This is a genomic window from Xanthomonas sontii, assembly GCF_040529055.1.
Taxonomy (GTDB): Bacteria; Pseudomonadota; Gammaproteobacteria; order Xanthomonadales; family Xanthomonadaceae; genus Xanthomonas_A; species Xanthomonas_A sontii.
Genome location: NZ_CP132342.1, coordinates 2,463,003 through 2,479,496, shown reverse-complemented (window position 1 = coordinate 2,479,496; position 16,494 = coordinate 2,463,003). Strand labels below are relative to the sequence as shown.

At 69.7% G+C, this 16,494-nt stretch carries 15 protein-coding genes; 13 read left to right on the top strand and 2 right to left on the bottom strand.

Annotation, left to right across the window (positions count from 1 at the left end):
• Positions 1-15 precede the first annotated feature (15 nt).
• From RAB70_RS10360 to RAB70_RS10310, 11 genes are all read left to right on the top strand, one after another.
• Positions 16-468, top strand: coding sequence for a PTS sugar transporter subunit IIA (locus RAB70_RS10360; RefSeq protein ID WP_148827754.1), 453 nt, complete (start codon positions 16-18; stop codon positions 466-468).
• Positions 465-1,415 carry an HPr(Ser) kinase/phosphatase gene (hprK, locus tag RAB70_RS10355; protein ID WP_017910661.1) on the top strand — a complete coding sequence of 317 codons (951 nt, stop codon included), beginning with the start codon at positions 465-467 and terminating at the stop codon, positions 1,413-1,415. Before RAB70_RS10360 ends, hprK begins: the two co-directional genes overlap by 4 nt.
• Complete coding sequence (gene rapZ / locus RAB70_RS10350) at positions 1,412-2,290, top strand: RNase adapter RapZ (RefSeq protein ID WP_148827753.1); 879 nt, start codon at positions 1,412-1,414, stop codon at positions 2,288-2,290. The genes hprK and rapZ overlap by 4 nt, the downstream gene beginning before the upstream one ends.
• Positions 2,291-2,435: 145 nt before the next feature.
• Complete coding sequence (locus RAB70_RS10345; protein ID WP_017910659.1) at positions 2,436-2,828, top strand: PTS sugar transporter subunit IIA; 393 nt, start codon at positions 2,436-2,438, stop codon at positions 2,826-2,828.
• Positions 2,821-3,090 carry an HPr family phosphocarrier protein gene (locus tag RAB70_RS10340; RefSeq protein WP_010344110.1) on the top strand — a complete coding sequence of 90 codons (270 nt, stop codon included), beginning with the start codon at positions 2,821-2,823 and terminating at the stop codon, positions 3,088-3,090. The genes RAB70_RS10345 and RAB70_RS10340 overlap by 8 nt, the downstream gene beginning before the upstream one ends.
• 58 nt (positions 3,091-3,148) lie before the next feature.
• Positions 3,149-4,867 carry a phosphoenolpyruvate--protein phosphotransferase gene (gene ptsP / locus RAB70_RS10335; protein ID WP_026143486.1) on the top strand — a complete coding sequence of 573 codons (1,719 nt, stop codon included), beginning with the start codon at positions 3,149-3,151 and terminating at the stop codon, positions 4,865-4,867.
• Between the two features lie 475 nt (positions 4,868-5,342).
• Entirely contained in the window at positions 5,343-6,701 is a 1,359-nt protein-coding gene (mgtE, locus tag RAB70_RS10330; RefSeq protein ID WP_010344112.1) for a magnesium transporter, read from the top strand.
• Positions 6,702-6,912: 211 nt separating this feature from the next.
• Positions 6,913-7,731, top strand: coding sequence for a prolyl oligopeptidase family serine peptidase (locus tag RAB70_RS10325; RefSeq protein ID WP_017915553.1), 819 nt, complete (start codon positions 6,913-6,915; stop codon positions 7,729-7,731).
• A gap of 97 nt (positions 7,732-7,828) precedes the next feature.
• A complete protein-coding gene (locus tag RAB70_RS10320; RefSeq protein WP_225851535.1) occupies positions 7,829-8,569 on the top strand; it encodes a tetratricopeptide repeat protein in 741 nt (246 codons plus the stop codon).
• 341 nt (positions 8,570-8,910) lie between these two features.
• Positions 8,911-9,360, top strand: coding sequence for a hypothetical protein (locus RAB70_RS10315; protein ID WP_017915551.1), 450 nt, complete (start codon positions 8,911-8,913; stop codon positions 9,358-9,360).
• 256 nt (positions 9,361-9,616) lie between these two features.
• Positions 9,617-10,885 (top strand): arsenic transporter, encoded by a 1,269-nt coding sequence (locus tag RAB70_RS10310; RefSeq protein WP_148827752.1) that lies wholly within the window; start codon positions 9,617-9,619, stop codon positions 10,883-10,885.
• Positions 10,886-11,277: 392 nt separating this feature from the next.
• Here RAB70_RS10310 and RAB70_RS10305 read toward each other — a convergent pair whose 3' ends face one another.
• The gene (locus RAB70_RS10305; protein ID WP_026144708.1) at positions 11,278-12,654 is read right to left on the bottom strand and encodes an amino acid permease; all 1,377 of its coding nucleotides are present in this window, start codon (positions 12,652-12,654) and stop codon (positions 11,278-11,280) included.
• Between RAB70_RS10305 and RAB70_RS10300 the strand changes: the two genes are divergently transcribed.
• Both RAB70_RS10300 and RAB70_RS10295 read left to right on the top strand, forming a co-directional pair.
• The gene (locus RAB70_RS10300; protein ID WP_170268084.1) at positions 12,575-12,925 is read left to right on the top strand and encodes a hypothetical protein; all 351 of its coding nucleotides are present in this window, start codon (positions 12,575-12,577) and stop codon (positions 12,923-12,925) included. The genes RAB70_RS10305 and RAB70_RS10300 overlap by 80 nt on opposite strands.
• Before the next feature lie 246 nt (positions 12,926-13,171).
• Positions 13,172-13,654, top strand: coding sequence for a hypothetical protein (locus RAB70_RS10295; protein WP_148827714.1), 483 nt, complete (start codon positions 13,172-13,174; stop codon positions 13,652-13,654).
• 177 nt (positions 13,655-13,831) lie between these two features.
• On the opposite strand, the gene RAB70_RS10290 is transcribed toward RAB70_RS10295, so the two are convergent.
• Positions 13,832-16,084, bottom strand: a complete 2,253-nt coding sequence (locus RAB70_RS10290; RefSeq protein ID WP_148827713.1) for a methyl-accepting chemotaxis protein — start codon at positions 16,082-16,084, stop codon at positions 13,832-13,834.
• Between the last annotated feature and the right edge of the window lie 410 nt (positions 16,085-16,494).

The following is a 16,494-nucleotide window of genomic DNA, read 5'->3' as shown; positions in this document are numbered from 1 at the left end:
CCACGTTGCGCCGCCATGCCCTTGACCGATCTGATGGCGGCCGTCAGCACCCAGGTGCTTCCGGCCGCCGATCGCGACACCCTGCTGCACACCGCTGCCGGTCTGCTGGCCTGCCAGCAGGCCGGCGCCGATGAACTCTTCGCCAGCCTGCGAGAGCGCGAGCAGCTCGGCAGCACCGCCATCGGCCACGGCATCGCCATCCCGCACGGCCGCGCGCCGGGCCTGGACGCCCCACGTGGCGCGCTGCTGCGCCTGCAACAGCCGATCGATTTCGACGGCCAGGGCACCCTGGTCGACCTGATCTTCGCCATGGCCGTCCCGGCGCACTACACCCACCAACACCTGATGCTGCTGTCCGAACTGGCCGAGCAGTTCTCCATCGAGGAATTCCGCGACGCCCTGCGCAATGCGCCGGACGCCGCCGCACTGTATGCGCTGCTCGGCGGCGCGCCACGGGCCGCCGCATGAACACCAGCATCGACGCACGCGAGCTGTTCGACCAGCAGCGCGACCGCCTGGGCCTGCGCTGGATCGCCGGGCACAAGGGCGAACACCGGGTGCTGGAGGCCGGCAATGCGGTCTCGCGGCGCCCGTCGCTGGCCGGCTATCTCAACACCATCTACCCCAACAAGGTGCAGATCCTCGGCACCGAGGAACTGGCCTGGCTGGACTCGCTGGACGCGCGCCAGCGCTGGGAGACCATCGAGAAGATCGTGCAGGTGCGGCCGCTGGCGCTGGTGGTCACCAAGAACCAGTCGTGCCCGGAAGACCTGCGCGCGGCCGCCGACGAATCCGACACGCCGCTGTGGGTCTCGCCCAAGCGCGGCCACGAACTGCTCAATCACCTGTCCTACCACCTGGCACGCACGCTGGCGCCGCGGGTGATCCTGCATGGCGTGTTCATGGAGATCTACTCGATCGGCGTGCTGATCACCGGCGAGGCGGGTTCGGGCAAGAGCGAACTGGCGCTGGAACTGCTCAGCCGCGGCCACCGCCTGGTCGCCGACGACGCCCCCGAATTCACCCAGATCGCCCCCGACGTGCTCGACGGCACCTGCCCGGAACTGCTGCAGGACCTGCTGGAAGTGCGCGGGCTCGGCGTGCTCAACGTGCGCGAGATGTTCGGCGACACGGCTGTAAAGAAGAACAAGTACCTTCGGCTCATCGTGCACCTGACCCGGCCCATGACCGAGCCCACGCCCCATGGCTACGAGCGCCTCACCGGCGATTCCGGGACCCGCCACGTGCTGGACCTGGACGTGCCGCTGATCACCCTGCCGGTGATGCCCGGCCGCAACCTGGCGGTGCTGACCGAGGCCGCCACGCGCCTGCACATCCTGCGCACCAAGGGCATCGATCCGGCGGCGATGTTCATCGCCCGCCACAGCAACCTGCTGGAGCGGCGCAGCCCATGACCGACGGCGCCCCCACCTCCACCCTGGTCATCGTCAGCGGCCTGTCCGGCTCCGGCAAGTCGGTGGCGCTGAAGACCTTCGAGGACCTGGACTACTACTGCGTCGACAACCTGCCGGTGGAACTGCTGCCGGCCTTCGTCAAGAGCCTGGTGCGCGAGGATGCCGGCCCCAGCAAACTGGCGGTGGGCATCGACGTGCGCAGCCGCCACAGCGACCTGAGTCAGCTCTCGCGCTGGCGCGAGGCGGTGGCGCAGTTCGGCCTGGATGCGCGGCTGCTGTTCTTCGACGCCAACGACGAGGCGCTGATCAAGCGCTACGCCGACACCCGCCGGCGCCATCCGCTGTCGCGCCAGGGCCTGTCGCTGCCGGAAGCGATCGAGCGCGAGCGCGCCCTCACCGAGCCGCTGCGCGAGGCGGCCGATGCGGTGATCGACACCAGCACGCTCAACGTGCACCAGTTGCGCCGGCGGGTCACCACCGAGTTCGCGCTGTCCAGCGAGAACACCCTGTCGCTGCTGTTCGAGTCCTTCGCCTACAAGCGCGGGGTGCCGGCCGAGGCGGATTTCGTGTTCGACGCGCGGGTGCTGCCGAATCCGCACTGGGACCCGGAACTGCGGCCGATGACCGGCCGCGACAGCGGCGTGCGCGAGTACCTGGACGCGCAACCGGACGTGCAGCGCTACACCGCGCAACTGATCGACTTCCTCGACACCTGGCTGCCGCGGCTGCGCAACGACACCCGCAGCTACGTGACCATCGCCTTCGGCTGCACCGGCGGCAAGCACCGCTCGGTCTACCTGGCCGAACACCTGGCCCGCCACGCCCGCGAACAGGGCTGGCCGGAAGTGGCGACCTTCCATCGCGAGCAGGATTGATCGAAAAGCCGGGATTCGGGATCGGGGATTCGGGATTGGCAAAAGCGGCATTGCTCTGGCTCTTGCGAATCCCCAATCCCGAATCCCCAATCTCCGCTCCCCACAGGCATTCCCTGCGCCCTGCCTGACCTGTTAACGTTCTCCCATGGCCTGTGGCATTCTCCTCATCACCCACCCTGGGATCGGCGCCGCGCTGCTGAGCGTGGCGACCCGGCTGTTGCGGCAATTGCCGCTGAAAACCGAAGCCTTCGAGGTGCCGTTCGACGCCGACCTCGACGCGCTGCTACCGAACGCATCTGCCGCGTTGCGGCGGGTGGACGACGGCGATGGCGTGCTGGTGGTGACGGATCTGTACGGCGCCAGCCCGAGCAACCTCGCCGCACGGCTGGCGCGCCTGGGCACGCCGGTGCGGCGCGTGTCGGCGTTGAGCCTGCCGATGCTGCTGCGGATCATGAACTACCCCGAACAAGGACTGGAGCAGTTGCCCGCGACCGCCGCCGCCGGCTCGCGCAACGGCGTGGTGATCGACGATGCTTGAACGCGAACTGCTGGTCTCCAACCGCCTCGGCCTGCACGCCCGCGCCACCGCCAAGCTGGTGCAGACGCTGTCCTCGTTCCGCTGCAACGCCACGCTGGCGGCCAAGGGCCGCGAGGTCAATGCCAAGAGCATCATGGGCGTGATGCTGCTGGCCGCCGCACAGGGCACGCCGGTGACGGTGCGGGTGGACGGCGCCGACGAAGCCGAGGCACTCAAGGCCGTGGTCGACCTGTTCGAGCGGCGCTTCGACGAGGACAGTTGAGCATGCGCCGCCGGCGGCCGCAGGCAGGGACGCGGTGCCGCCGCACGGGGCACGCGCGGTGAGCGTGCGTATCGCCGGCCATGGCGCCTCGCGCGGCAATGCCCTGGGCCGGGCGCGGGTGCGCCTGCCGCATGCGCTGGAAGTGGCCGAGCAACGCATCGGCGCCGCGCAGATCCCCGAAGAACTCGACCGCCTGCACCGCGCGGTGGACGCCGCGCGCGAGGAGATGCACGGCCTGCGCCAGCGCCTGCACGGCGCCCTGGCCAAGGAGGTCGGCGAATTCCTCGACCTGCACGCGCTGCTGCTCGACGACCCGGAACTGCTGCACGGCCTGGACGAACTGATCCGCACCGGCCGCTACAGCGCCGACTACGCGCTGCGCCTGCAGCGCGACCGCCTGGCGACCGTGTTCGACGACATGGAAGACGCCTACCTCAAGAGCCGCATGGACGATCTGGACCATGTGATCGGGCGGATCCATGCGTTCCTGCAGAAACGCCAGCCGGACAGCGAAGGCCTGGCCGGCGAGATCCTGGTGTGCGAGAACGTGGCCCCGTCGGAACTGGCGCAACTGCAGGCGCAGGGCGTGGTCGGCATCGTCACCAGCGCCGGTAGCACGTTGTCGCACAGCGCGATCCTGGCGCGCAGCCTGCACCTGCCGCTGGTGGTCGGCGTCGCCGACGCGCTGCAGAAGATCAACGACGGCGACGTGCTGATCATCGACGGCACCCAGGGCGCGGTGCTGGTCGACCCGACCCCGGACGACCTGCGCGACTACCGCAGCCGCGTGCGCGAGCAGGCCAAGCTGCAGCGCAGCCTGGGCAAGCTGCGCTCCAAGCCCAGCCGCACCCGCGACGGCGTGGACATCACCCTGCTGGCCAATGCCGAGTCGCGCGACGACGTCACCCGTGCGCATGCGCTCGGCGCCGACGGCCTGGGCCTGTACCGCACCGAATTCCTGTTCCTGCAGCGCGACGCGCTGCCCGACGAGGAAGAGCAGTTCCACACCTACCGCGACGCGGTGCTGGGCATGAGCGGGCGGCCGGTGACCATCCGTACCCTGGACCTGGGCGCGGACAAGGCCGATCGCACCGGCCTGACCATGAGCAACGAAGAAAACCCGGCGCTGGGGCTGCGCGGCGTGCGCCTGTCGCTGGCCCGGCCCAAGGTCTCCGACACCCAGTTGCGCGCGCTGCTGCGCGCCTCCGCCTACGGCCCGGTGCGGGTGCTGGTGCCGATGGTCAGCACGCGCGAGGAACTGCTGGCGATGCGCCGGCATCTCAAGCGCATCGCCGCGCAGTTGCGCCGCGACGGTCATGCCATTGCCGAACAGGTGCAACTCGGCGCGATGATCGAGGTGCCGGCCGCAGCGCTGGCCCTGGATACCTTCATCGACACGATCGACTTCCTGTCGATCGGCACCAACGACCTGGTGCAGTACCTGCTCGCCGCCGACCGCAACAACGAAGCAGTGGCCGCGCTGTATTCGCCACTGCATCCAGCGGTGCTGCGACTGATCGCGCAGGTGATCGCCACCGGCCAGGCCCATGGCAAGCCGGTGGCGGTGTGCGGCGAGATCGCCGGCGACCCGGCACTGACGCCGATGCTGCTGGCGCTGGGGCTGCGCGAGTTCAGCCTGCACCCGGCGACGATGCTGGAAGTACGCCAGGTGATCCGCGACACCGACCTGCAGACCCTGCGCCAGCGCGGCGCCAAACTGCTGCAGGCGCGCGACCGCAAGGGCATCGAGCGTTGGCTGGGCTGCGCGATCGGGTAGTTCCCGTGCGTGTTGCGGCATTGCCTTGTGGGAGGGACTTCAGTCCCGACGCCTGAACCCTTATCGCGTCGGGACTGAAGTCCCTCCCACAAAAAAGCCGTCGCCCGCGTGCCGGCGTAGATGCGTCATTCCGATCGACATCCCTCTCCCTGGCTTCCTGCCTTCTTTTTCCTGGCTTCTGCACTGCTCTCTGCTTCCTTCTCGGTGCTACCTATTCCCCTGCTCCCCTGTTCCTGCCCCCTGCCCTTTGCCTCTCGCCCGCTTCCCCAAGAGCAGTTTTTCGCTTGCTACCCCGTCGCTTTTCTCCCCGCGCACTGACGCTGCTTCGCTCTGCACTTGCGATTCCCGATTCCCCATTTCCCAATCCCGGCTCCACCAACACTGTGCTTCCCGCAACATGCAGGCGATAATGTTGGGATGAACATCTGACCGACCGCGTTTCTCCGGAGCGCGGCCTCACCCAAGGGAGCAGCGCATGGCCGACGCCGTCCGCCACGACAAGACCGCGCGGCAGCTGCGCATGCTGTCCGATGCGCTGGACAGCGGGCGCCTGGGCCCGGTACGGCGGCTGGTCAATACGCTGGCGCCGGCCGAGATCGGCAACCTGCTGGAGTCGTTGCCGCCGGGCAAGCGCGAGGTGGTATGGGGGCTGGTCGATCCGGAGGACGACGGCGAAGTACTGGTCCACGTCGGCGAGGAAGTGCGCGAGAGCCTGCTCGCGGACATGGACCCGGACGAAATCGTCGCCGCGGTCGAAGACCTGGACATCGACGACCTGGCGAACCTGGTCGAGGACTTGCCGGACACGGTCATCGACGAAGTGCTCAAGTCGATGGACCGCGAGAACCGCGAGCGGCTCGAGCAGGTGCTGTCGTATCCCGAGGACAGCGCCGGCCGCCTGATGAACCCCGACGTGGTCACCGTGCGCGCCGACGTCAACGTCGACGTGGTGCTGCGCTACCTGCGCCTGCGCGGCGAACTGCCGGACCACACCGACCACCTGTTCGTGGTCAGCCGCCGCCACCAGTACCTGGGGCGGGTGTCGCTGGCGGCGCTGGTCACCCATGAGGACTCCACCCCGATCAACCGGCTGATCGACGACGAGCAGCCGGCCATCGACGTCGGTGAAGGCGCCGACGAGGTCGCGCGGCAGTTCTCCGACCACGACTGGATCTCCGCGCCGGTGGTGGACGACAACAACATCCTGCTCGGCCGCATCACCATCGACGACGTGGTCGACATCATCCGCGACCAGGCCGAGCACCAGGCGATGAGCGCCGCCGGCCTGGACGAGGACGAAGACCTGTTCAGCCCGGTGCGGCGCGCGTTCCGGCGCCGCCTGCTGTGGCTGACCATCAACCTCGGCACCGCCTTCATCGCCTCCAGCGTGGTCGGCCAGTTCGAGGGCACCATCGCCAAGCTGGTGGCGCTGGCCGCGCTGATGCCGATCGTGGCCGGCATGGGCGGCAACGCCGGCACCCAGGTGCTGGCGCTGATGGTGCGCGGCCTGGCCCTGGGCCAGATCGGCGCCTCCAACGTGATCGTGCTGCTGCGCAAGGAGCTGTCGGTGGCGCTGATCAACGGCCTGGCGCTGGGCATCGGCCTGGGCCTGATCGTGCTGCTGTGGTTCAAGCAGCCGCTGCTGTCGCTGGTGATCGGCTCGGCGCTGACCATCAACCTGCTCACCGCCGCGCTGGGCGGCGTGCTGGTGCCGCTGACGCTCAAGCGCCTGGGCTTCGATCCGGCGCTGGCCGGCGGGGTGATCCTGACCACGCTGACCGACGTGATGGGCTTCCTCAGCTTCCTCGGCCTGGCCACCCTGGTCCTGCTGTAAGGCATCTCCATGCGGCGGGCGCGATTCCCGCCGGCGCGCCGCACGGAGCGGCAGCAGCGCGCGTCGCCGCATCCACCGGTGCGCGACGGGCACGCCACGCCAGCACGCGCCTTGGCCGCCGGCTGACTGGCGCATGTCCGCCGCCCCTGCCCGGGTTGTCGTGGAGACGTCGCGCCCACGATACTGCGGCCTTCCCATCCGAGGGCCGGCCATGTCGATGCGTTCGTTGCTGCTTCTGCTGTGCCTGTCGATGGTCGGCTGCAGCAGCTTGCCCAGCGACCCGGCCACCGGCCACTTCGTCAGCCGCCAGCTCAGCCTCGACGGGCGCGTCTACCGCTACCAGGTGTTCGTGCCGGCGCCGGCGCATCGCCAGGGCCCGGTGCCGGTGGTGCTGTTCCTGCACGGCTCCGGCGAGCGCGGCGACGATGGCCGCGACCAGACCACGGCCGGACTGGGCCCGTACCTGCGCCGCCACCTGGCCGATTTCCCGGCCCTGGTGGTGATGCCGCAGGCACCCGACGGCGAGGAATGGAACGGCGCCAACGCGACCATGGCGCTGCAGGCGCTGGACGACAGCAGCGCCGAGTTCAACGGCGACCCGCAGCGCACCTACCTGACCGGCATGTCGATGGGCGGCTACGGCACCTGGGAGATCGCCCTGAAGCAGCCGCAGCGCTTCGCTGCGCTGGTACCGATCTGCGGCGCGATCCTCTCCCCGCACGAAGACCGCGAATACCTGGTGGTGACGCCGGTGGCCTATCTGGCCGATCCCTACAGCGCCCTGGCGCAGCGCCTGCGGCACGTGCCGGTGTGGATCTTCCACGGCGCCCAGGACGACGTGGTGCTGCCGCACGACGACCGCAAGATCGTCCGTGCATTCAAGAACCTCGACGCCGACGTGCGCTACACCGAATACCCGCAGGGCAACCACAACGCCTGGGATGCCACCTACCGCGATCCGAAGATGTGGCAGTGGCTGTTCGCCCAGAAGCGCAGCGACGCCGCCACGCAGACGACCGCCGACAACTGAGCGCGGCCTGCCCTGCGCCGCGCGCACCTGCGCGACGGCGTAGCCGGCCTGGCCACGCACTGCCGATCTTCGATCACCGTTCGATGCAGGGGGATGCATGCGACACAAGGGGATGCTGTGCGCCATCGTGTGCGCGCTGTTGGCCTGCGCCGGCCACGGCGCGACGGCACAGGCGCTGACCGAACCGGTCACCACCTACCTGCAGAGCAAGGCGGCGACCGCCCGCCCCGGCGTGGAATACCGCAAGGACATCGCCGCGCTGCAGACACGCTTGGACAGCATGGATGCGGCGGACATCGCCCTGCTGGACCGGATCATCGCCCATTGCAGCAGCTGGCAACGGCCCGGCCTGCGCGTGATCAGCGTCGCCGACGTGCACGAGTACGAGGCCTACATGGCCGCCCATGACGACGGCCAGCCGACCGAATGGATCGACCTCAGTTGCGCAAACGCACTGCAGATGCGTGGCTTTGCCGCCGCCGCACAACGGCAGTGGTCGGAGGCGCTGGCATGGCTTGATCAGGCCATCGCGCTCGGGCCGTATCTGTTCTCCGCCTACACCGAACGCGGCTATGCGTTGCGCAACCTCGGGCGCACGGACGAAGCGCTCGCCAGCTATCGGCAGGCGCTGGCCCTGGCCGACGTCTCGCCGCGGGCGCGGGCAGGCCGCGCGATCGCGCTACGCGGCATCGGCTCGCTGTTGATCGACACCCCGGACAAGGCCGGCGCCCGCGCGGCCCTGCAGCAGTCGCTGGAGCTTGAACCCGGCAATGCTGTCGCCCTGCACGAACTGCGGTATCTCGACCAGATGGAGGCGGCAGCGTCGCAAGCGCATTAGGCCCTGCCCACGCTTCCACGCATGCCGCGCCGAGGTGATGCACGCCTCCGGCAGCGGCACCGCCGCAGGCCTGTGTGCATGGGTCCACTGCCACGCCGATCGGCGCGGGCCTGGCAGGTGCGTCGCCGACACGCACAGCGTACGTCGATGGCCAGCAACACCGACGGTGCGATCGGGCCCAACGCGGCGAACATGGCCGCTGCGCTGCAGGCAGTGCGCAGCGGCAGCGGCCCCGCGTGACGCGTCCGGTCGACGACGACAGTTCCAGCTGCGCGACGCCATCCGCTGTGCGGCGACGCGCCAAACCGCGTACAGTCCGCGCTTTCGTGCATAGGCCCGGCATGGCGACCGCCCCCTCTTCATCGCAGACCGCGTTCCACGCCCGCCTGCGCGCCCTGCAACCGAGCGCAGCGGTGGTCGCCGGCGCGGCGATTCCGCCACTGCTGGTGCCGGCACACGACGACGCCGCTGCGTTGCAATTCAGCGACAGCGGACGCTGGCTGTTGCAGGTGCTGGATGCGCTGGACGCGCTGCACCAGGCAAGCCAGGCCACCCGCCTGTCCGCCGATGCGCTGCGCCGCGATCAGAAGTTCGCACCGCCGGGACGGCCGTCGCTGCACCTGGTGCAGTTGCGCCAGCAGCAGGCGGCCGCGCAGCAGGCGGTGCGTCGTGCCAACCAGACGCTGGCGCAGGCCGCCGCCGGCTTCGTGCGCAGCGCCGGGCTGACGCCACCACCGCGGACCGGGCCGGTGGCGTTCGTGCAAGGATGGCTCGCACGCCATCTGGGGTAGCGGCACCGCGGTGCCGCGCGGCCCGGGCGTGCATCGATATACGGCCCGCCACGCCGCGCGTGTCTACGCAAGCTAAACCGCGGGCGCCGGAGCGCCCATGCCAGCCCGGCCTGCACCTGCCCCGCTGCTATCCTGCACGCCCCTCGCACTCCGCTGCCCGACGCCCCATGCCCGTGCCCGCTCTCGTTGCCCTCCCCTGCCCTGCCCCGGCGGCCTGCTCGCGCACGCGCCTCGGCGCCCGTGCCACGGCGGCGGCATGAGCATGCCCGGCGCGCACACGGCCAATTTCGCCACCTGGGGCATCTGCGCGCTGGCCACGGCCGGCGTGATCGCGCGGCCGTTCAAGCTGCCCGAGGCGTGCTGGGCGGTGGGCGGCGCGCTGCTGCTGATGGTGCTGGGGCTGATGCCCGGCGGCGAGGCCTGGCAGGCGGTGCTGAAGGGCCTGGACGTGTACCTGTTCCTGATCGGCATGATGCTGCTGTCGGAAACCGCGCGCGCCGAAGGCCTGTTCGACTGGGTGGCGATGCATGCGGTGAACCTGGCCAAGGGCTCGACCCAGCGCCTGTTCGCGCTGGTGTTCGGCGTCGGCATCGTGGTCACCGCGTTCCTGTCCAACGACGCCACCGCGGTGGTGCTGACCCCGGCGGTGTACGCGGCCGCGCGCAAGGCCGGCGCCAAGCCGCTGCCGCTGCTGTTCGCCTGCGCGCTGATCGCCAACGCCGCCAGCTTCGTGCTGCCGATCTCCAACCCCGCCAATCTGGTGCTGTACGGCGGCAAGATGCCGACCCTTGGCGCGTGGATGGCCGCGTTCGCACTGCCGTCGCTGCTGGCGATCGGGGTGACCTTCGTGATGCTGCGCTGGGCCGAGCGCAAGGACCTGACCGGCCATTGCGCCGCGCGCGTGGACACGGTACCGCTGACCCGCGGCGGCACCTTCGCCCTGGTCGGCATCCTCGCCACCGCCGCGCTGCTGGTCGGCGTCTCCGCGCTCGGCCTGGACCTGGGCCTGCCGACCTGTCTGGCCGGCCTGGCGACGCTGGGCGTGGTGTGCCTGGGTGGCCGCCAGTCGCCGCTGCCGATGGCCAAGGCGGTGTCGTGGTCGGTGCTGCCGCTGGTCGCCGGCCTGTTCGTGCTGGTGGAGGCGCTGTCGCGCACCGGCGTGATCGGCCTGCTCGCGCGCTCCCTGGCCGACGCCGCTGCGCACTCGCCGCAGGCCACCGCCGGCATCGCCGGCACCCTGCTGGCGTTCGGCTCCAACCTGATGAACAACCTGCCCGCCGGCCTGATCGCCAGCACCACCGTCGCCCAGGCGCAGCCGCCGCAACTGGTGGTGGACGCGCTGCTGATCGGCGTGGACCTGGGCCCGAACCTGTCGATCACCGGCTCGCTGGCGACCATCCTGTGGCTCACCGCGATCCGCCGCGAAGGCGAGGACGTGGGCTTCTGGCGCTTCCTCAAGGTCGGCGCGCTGGTGATGCCGCCGGCGCTGCTGTGCGCGCTGGGTGCGCGCCTGCTGCTGGGCTGAGTCGCGCGCGCCCACTTCGCGGATTGCCCATGGCGGCCAAGCCCGCGGGATGGGCACCCAGGCCCGGCCTGCAGCGACCGCGGGTCGGCCGCGGCGGCTTCTACCGCACCGCGTCGCGGCCGAAGCCGCTGCTACGAGGGAGTCTGCGAGCTGTCGGTGCCGTCACAGGAGCGGCTTCAGCCGCGACAGGCTTACCACGGCAACTGCCGCGGTTGATCCATGAAAAGCAACAAGCGCCGCTGTTACGGCAGCGGACATGACGCGCGCGGAGCCCGCGCCTGCGGGAGCGACGTCAGTCGCCACGAGCGAAGCCCGACACCGGCCGACACTCTCACGCGTGGGGACGGAAGTCCCTCCCACAACGGCATGCCGCCACCGCTGGAGCGCGCGCCCTACCCCGCGCGCAGCCGCCGCGCCACGCCGCTGACCACGGCAATGACCGCGGTCAGCGCCGCCATCGACAGGAACTGCGTACGGGTGTCCGGCGAGGCCACCAGCAGGCCGAAGATCAGCGCCAGGATCGCCAGCGCCAGCACGGTGAGCACCGGATAGCCGCGCATGCGGAACGGCAGGCGGGTGCCGGCACGGTCGGCGCGCGCACGCAGGATCAGCTGCGACAGCAGCGAGATCGTCCACACCAGCAGGCAGGTGGCGCCGACGATGTTCAGCAGCACCGGCAGCACGCGGTTGGGATACAGCAGCTCCAGCACCGCAGCGACGAAGCCGAACAGCACGCTGGCCAGCACCGCCAGCCACGGCACCTGCTGGCGGCTGGACGCGGCCAGCGCGCGCGGCGCTTCGCCGCGCTGGGCCAGCGAGAAGATCATCCGCGAGGCACCGTACAGATTGGCGTTGAGCGCCGACAGCAGCGCAATCACCGCGATCAGGGTGATGCCGGTGGCGGCGCCGGGAATCCGGGCAACCTGCAGCACCGCGGCGAACGGCGAACTCAGCGCCTGGCTCTGCCACGGCACCACCGCGATGATCACGCTCAGCGAGCCGATGTAGAACACCAGGATGCGCCAGGCGACGGTGCGGATGGCGCGGGCGATGCTGCGCTCCGGGTCGGCGGTCTCGGCCGCGGCGACTGCCACGATCTCGGTGCCGCCAAAGGCGAACACCACCACCAGCAGCGCGGCACCGATGCCAGCCAGGCCCTTCGGCGCGAAGCCGCCGTTGCCGGTGACGTTGGACAGGCCCGGCGAGGCCACCCCGGGCAGCCAGCCGGCCAGCAAGGCGATGCCGACCAGGATGAAGCCGACGATCGCCGCGACCTTGAGGATGGCGAACCAGAATTCGAACTCGCCGAAATTGCGCACGCCCAACAGGTTGATCGCGGTGAACGCGGCCATGAACGCGATCGCGGCCAGCGGTACGGGCAAGCCCGGCCACACCGTCGCCAGCAGGCCGGCGGCGCCCACGGCCTCGGCGGCGATCACGATCACCAACTGCAGCCACCACAGCCAGCCCACGGTGGCGCCGGCAGTCGGACCCATCGCGTCGGCGGCGTACACCGAGAACGCACCGCTGGCCGGCTTGGCAGCCGCCATCTCGCCCAACGCGTTCATCACGATGATCACCAGCGCGCCGGCGACCAGATAAGAAATCAGCACCGCGGGCCCTGCCGCGTGCACGCCGACGCCGGAGCCCAGGAACAGGCCGGCGCCGATCGCGCTGCCCAATCCCATCATGATCAGTTGCCGCGGTTTCAGCGCATGGCGCAAGGCGGGTGCGGCGGCAGGCGGGACAGGCGCGGACGGATGCGGCATCGGCTCGGTCGGGTGCGGAAAACGCGACACGATACAGGCTGGCGACGATGCCGTGCGGCTGCGCGCGCGTTTGGCCGCCTGCGAGCGCGGATCGGCGCACAGCGGCGGCATGGCTGCTGCAACGCAGCGCGGATCCGCGCACGCGGCCGCGATGCACACCGCCGCGGCGGACGGCGAGCGCCTTGCTGGCGGCCCTCCCACGTCCGGCAAGACGACGACACCGCTCGATGCCCGACAGGTACGGATTTGCCTTACCCGCAGCCATCGCTGACTTTTGCTCCATCTCGTTGATTTTGCATATTGACAGCGATACTAACGTCAGAAATACTGAACTCGACGCCAGCCGAATCTCCTATCTCCGTACCAGCCGATGAGGGCATGCACGCGGAGCCAGGAGGACGGCAGGCGACGACGGACCGGGAGACGGCCCGTTGCGGGCGCTCAGGCCGGAAAGGACCACGGCTGCCGCTCGTCCCATGGCGTACAGGTCCGTACCATCCAGACAAGGAGAGACACCATGATCAAACCGTTGCTGACCCTGACGGTGCTGGCGGCTGCGCTGGCCGCGCCCTGCCTGCAGGCCGCCGAGCGCGCACCGCTCAACGCCGCCGATGCCATCCAGGGCATGGGCGAACGCCTGCCCATCGGCAAGAAGAACGTCAGCCTGTCGCCGCTGTTCAAGGTCTACACGTTCGAGAAGGCCGGCCTGCGCTTCGTGCAGATCAACTCGTTGCAGGACGAGGTCATCACCGTGCTCACCGCCACGCCGGGCACCGAGGCACGGCTGCCGATCGGCAGCGCCGCCGAGGAGCAGATGATCGCGGTCAACGACGCGAAGAACCAGCCGCTGGGCATGGTCACCGCCGCGGCGAGTTGCCCGTGCAACGCCACCGTGGTCTACCGCGACGCCAACACCACCATCGTGGTGGTCTACGGCTCCAACGGCGAGTACATCACCTCGTACGTGATCAAGAGCCCGCAGACCAAGCCGCCGCAGTAAGTGCCGACCGCGCTGCGGCCGCGCCCGGCGGCCGCAGCGTGACCCACCGCCGTCGATCGGCGGACGCGGGTGCCCTGATCGGCCCCGTCGCCCGGCGAGCGATCGGCAAACGCGTGCGGCCGCCTTCCGAGGAAGGCGGCCGCACCAACGACAGTCCGGCGACCGGACCGCAGCGACTCAGAACTCCTGCCAGTCCTTGTCCAGCGCCACCGCCGCCGCGAACGACGGCGCGCGGCGTGCCGGTGCGACCGCGGCCTGCGGGCGCGGACTGCGCGTCATCGCCTGCGTCGCGTGTCTGCCGCGCGGCAACGGGGTCGGCGTCGGCGCCGCAGCCGGCGCGCCGTCCAGCTTGAACAGCGCCACCGCCTGAGTCAGCTCCACCGACTGCTGCTCCATCGAGCGCGCGGCCGCGGTGGCTTCTTCCACCAGCGCCGCGTTCTGCTGCGTGCTTTCGTCCATCTGGGTGACGGTCTGGTTGACCTGCTCGATGCCGGCCGACTGCTCCTGCGACGCCGCCGAGATCTCGCCCATGATGTCGGTCACCCGCTGCACCGACGCCACGATCTCCTGCATGGTGCTGCCGGCCCGGTCGACCAGCGCCGAGCCTTCGGCGACGCGGGTCACCGAATCGTCGATCAGCGTCTTGATCTCCTTGGCGGCATTGGCCGAACGCTGCGCCAGGGTGCGCACTTCGCTGGCAACGACCGCGAACCCGCGGCCCTGCTCGCCGGCACGTGCCGCTTCCACCGCCGCGTTGAGCGCCAGGATGTTGGTCTGGAAAGCGATGCCGTCGATCACGCCGATGATGTCGGCGATCTTCTTCGACGAGGCCTCGATGCCGCTCATGGTCTCGACCACCTGACCGACCACCGCACCGCCCTGGGACGCGACCGACGCCGCGCCGCTGGCGAGCTGGTTGGCCTGGCGCGCGTGCTCGGCGTTCTGCTTGACCGTGGAGGTCAATTCCTCCATCGACGCGGCGGTTTCTTCCAGACTGGCGGCCTGCTGCTCGGTGCGGCGCGACAGGTCGTCGTTGCCGGTGGCGATTTCGCTGGCGGCGGCATTGATGCTGACCGCGGCGGTCTGGATGCGGCCGACGATGCCGGTCAACTGGTCGGCGGTGGCGTTGGCGTCGTCGCGCATCCGCGCGAACACACCGTGGAAGTCGCCATGCATGCGTGCGGTGAGGTCGCCGGCGGCGATCGCCTGCAGCAGGGCGGACAGCTTGCCCAGGTTGCGGTCGCTGACCTCCATCATCGCGTTGAGGTCCTGCACCATCAGCCGGAAGTCGTGCTGGAAACTGGCCGCATCGCCGCGGGCGCTGAAGTCGCCGGCCGCGGCCGCTGCGGCCAGGCGCTTGATCTCGGTATTGATCGCCAGCAGGCTGGCCTTGGCCGCGTCCATCGACTCGTGCAGCACCGCACGGCTGCCGGGCAGCCGGCGCGCATCGCGGCGCAGATCGCCGTTGGCGTATTCGTTGAGGATCTCGACCGCCTCGACGATGGCGTCCAGGTGCTCGAACATCATGGTGTTGATGCCCTTGCTCAGTTCGCCGTACACGCCGGGGAAGTCCTGCGGCATGCGGTGGCTGATGTCCTTGTCGGCGTGCAGCTCGATCATCAACGCGGTTTCGCGGGAGAAGCGCTGCAACTGCGTCTGCATCCCACCCATCGCCAGCAGCAGGCGGCCGGGTTCGTCACGCGCGTCGGTGGCCACGTCGTTGTCCAGGCGGCCGGCTGCGATGGCCTCGGCGGCACGGGTGGCGCGATTCAGCGGCACGGTCAGGCTGCGGGTGATCAGCCACGCCAGCAGGCTGCTGACCAGCACCACCGCCAGTCCGCCGGCGATGAGCATGGCGCGCCCACGCGCCATCGCCGCCGTCGCTTCCGCATAGGCCTCGTTGCTGCGGGTGGCCTGCAGATCGGCATAGCGGGCGATGGCGTCCTGCCATTTCTGCGTCAGCGGCGCGGACTCCCGCATCAGCAGGGCCAGGGCCTCGTCCGGCTTGTCGTGCATGCCCAGATCCATCACCCGGTTGTTGACGTCCACGGTCATCTGCCGGGCGCGATCGACGTCCTCCAGCACGGCCTGGCTCTGCGCACCGCTGGGGATGGCGCCCGCCCGCTTGCGCGCCTCCTGGTAGCGTGCGCGCTGCTCGACGACGACCTTGGCGAAGCGGATGTTGTCTTCCTGGGAAGTCGGCAACACGATGTTGCGGACATTGATGGCCACGACCGAACTGGCGTTGAGCATGTCGCTGGACGCGCGGATGGCGGCGATGTTGCGGTTGACGATGCCGTCCAGTCGCTCGCGCGCCTGGAACAGGGTCAGCAGCCCGGCGACGACCAGCGCCGAGGACAACAGGATGAGAATGCCGAACGCGGTGGCGAGCCGGGCACCGACGTTGTAGCGCTGAAGGAATGCAATCATGGAATGGCCTTTGGGGGAATGAGAGGGGCGATGGAACGCCGCGGACCACGCACGCCGACCAGCCGCCGTTGTGCACGCCCGCATCGAACGAGATGAATGAGTCGTGAAAAAGCGTTTTGAATCAGACGCCTGATGACGCATCCCGCTCGATGTGCGGGCGATGTAACGGCGCCCGGCGCGGGGACTTGAGAGGCGATTGCACGGAATTTATTGAACACCCTCAGGCACATCACAGGGATGTGGAGAGGCCATTCGCACTGCATCCGGATCGGCGTTTTCGCGTGAATACCGCGTGCACGTCATGTTGCAACGGCCGGCACGACGCTTGCTTGCGGCGCGAGGTCGCAGCGAGGAAAAAGTTTTCCGATTGGCCGCACAACGGAGACCTCGACACGCGATGCGAAGGCCAG

What these genes read in the sequence shown, in the direction of transcription:
- RAB70_RS10295 (WP_148827714.1), top strand. Translation starts at nt 13,172, where the DNA reads ATGATCAAACCGTTGCTGACCCTGACGGTGCTGGCGGCTGCGCTGGCC.
- RAB70_RS10305 (WP_026144708.1), bottom strand. Translation starts at nt 12,654, where the DNA reads ATGCCGCATCCGTCCGCGCCTGTCCCGCCTGCCGCCGCACCCGCCTTG.
- rapZ (WP_148827753.1), top strand. Translation starts at nt 1,412, where the DNA reads ATGACCGACGGCGCCCCCACCTCCACCCTGGTCATCGTCAGCGGCCTG.
- RAB70_RS10290 (WP_148827713.1), bottom strand. Translation starts at nt 16,084, where the DNA reads ATGATTGCATTCCTTCAGCGCTACAACGTCGGTGCCCGGCTCGCCACC.
- mgtE (WP_010344112.1), top strand. Translation starts at nt 5,343, where the DNA reads ATGGCCGACGCCGTCCGCCACGACAAGACCGCGCGGCAGCTGCGCATG.
- RAB70_RS10310 (WP_148827752.1), top strand. Translation starts at nt 9,617, where the DNA reads ATGAGCATGCCCGGCGCGCACACGGCCAATTTCGCCACCTGGGGCATC.
- RAB70_RS10345 (WP_017910659.1), top strand. Translation starts at nt 2,436, where the DNA reads ATGGCCTGTGGCATTCTCCTCATCACCCACCCTGGGATCGGCGCCGCG.
- RAB70_RS10315 (WP_017915551.1), top strand. Translation starts at nt 8,911, where the DNA reads ATGGCGACCGCCCCCTCTTCATCGCAGACCGCGTTCCACGCCCGCCTG.
- RAB70_RS10325 (WP_017915553.1), top strand. Translation starts at nt 6,913, where the DNA reads ATGTCGATGCGTTCGTTGCTGCTTCTGCTGTGCCTGTCGATGGTCGGC.
- hprK (WP_017910661.1), top strand. Translation starts at nt 465, where the DNA reads ATGAACACCAGCATCGACGCACGCGAGCTGTTCGACCAGCAGCGCGAC.
- RAB70_RS10320 (WP_225851535.1), top strand. Translation starts at nt 7,829, where the DNA reads ATGCGACACAAGGGGATGCTGTGCGCCATCGTGTGCGCGCTGTTGGCC.
- RAB70_RS10360 (WP_148827754.1), top strand. Translation starts at nt 16, where the DNA reads ATGCCCTTGACCGATCTGATGGCGGCCGTCAGCACCCAGGTGCTTCCG.
- RAB70_RS10300 (WP_170268084.1), top strand. Translation starts at nt 12,575, where the DNA reads ATGATCAGTTGCCGCGGTTTCAGCGCATGGCGCAAGGCGGGTGCGGCG.
- RAB70_RS10340 (WP_010344110.1), top strand. Translation starts at nt 2,821, where the DNA reads ATGCTTGAACGCGAACTGCTGGTCTCCAACCGCCTCGGCCTGCACGCC.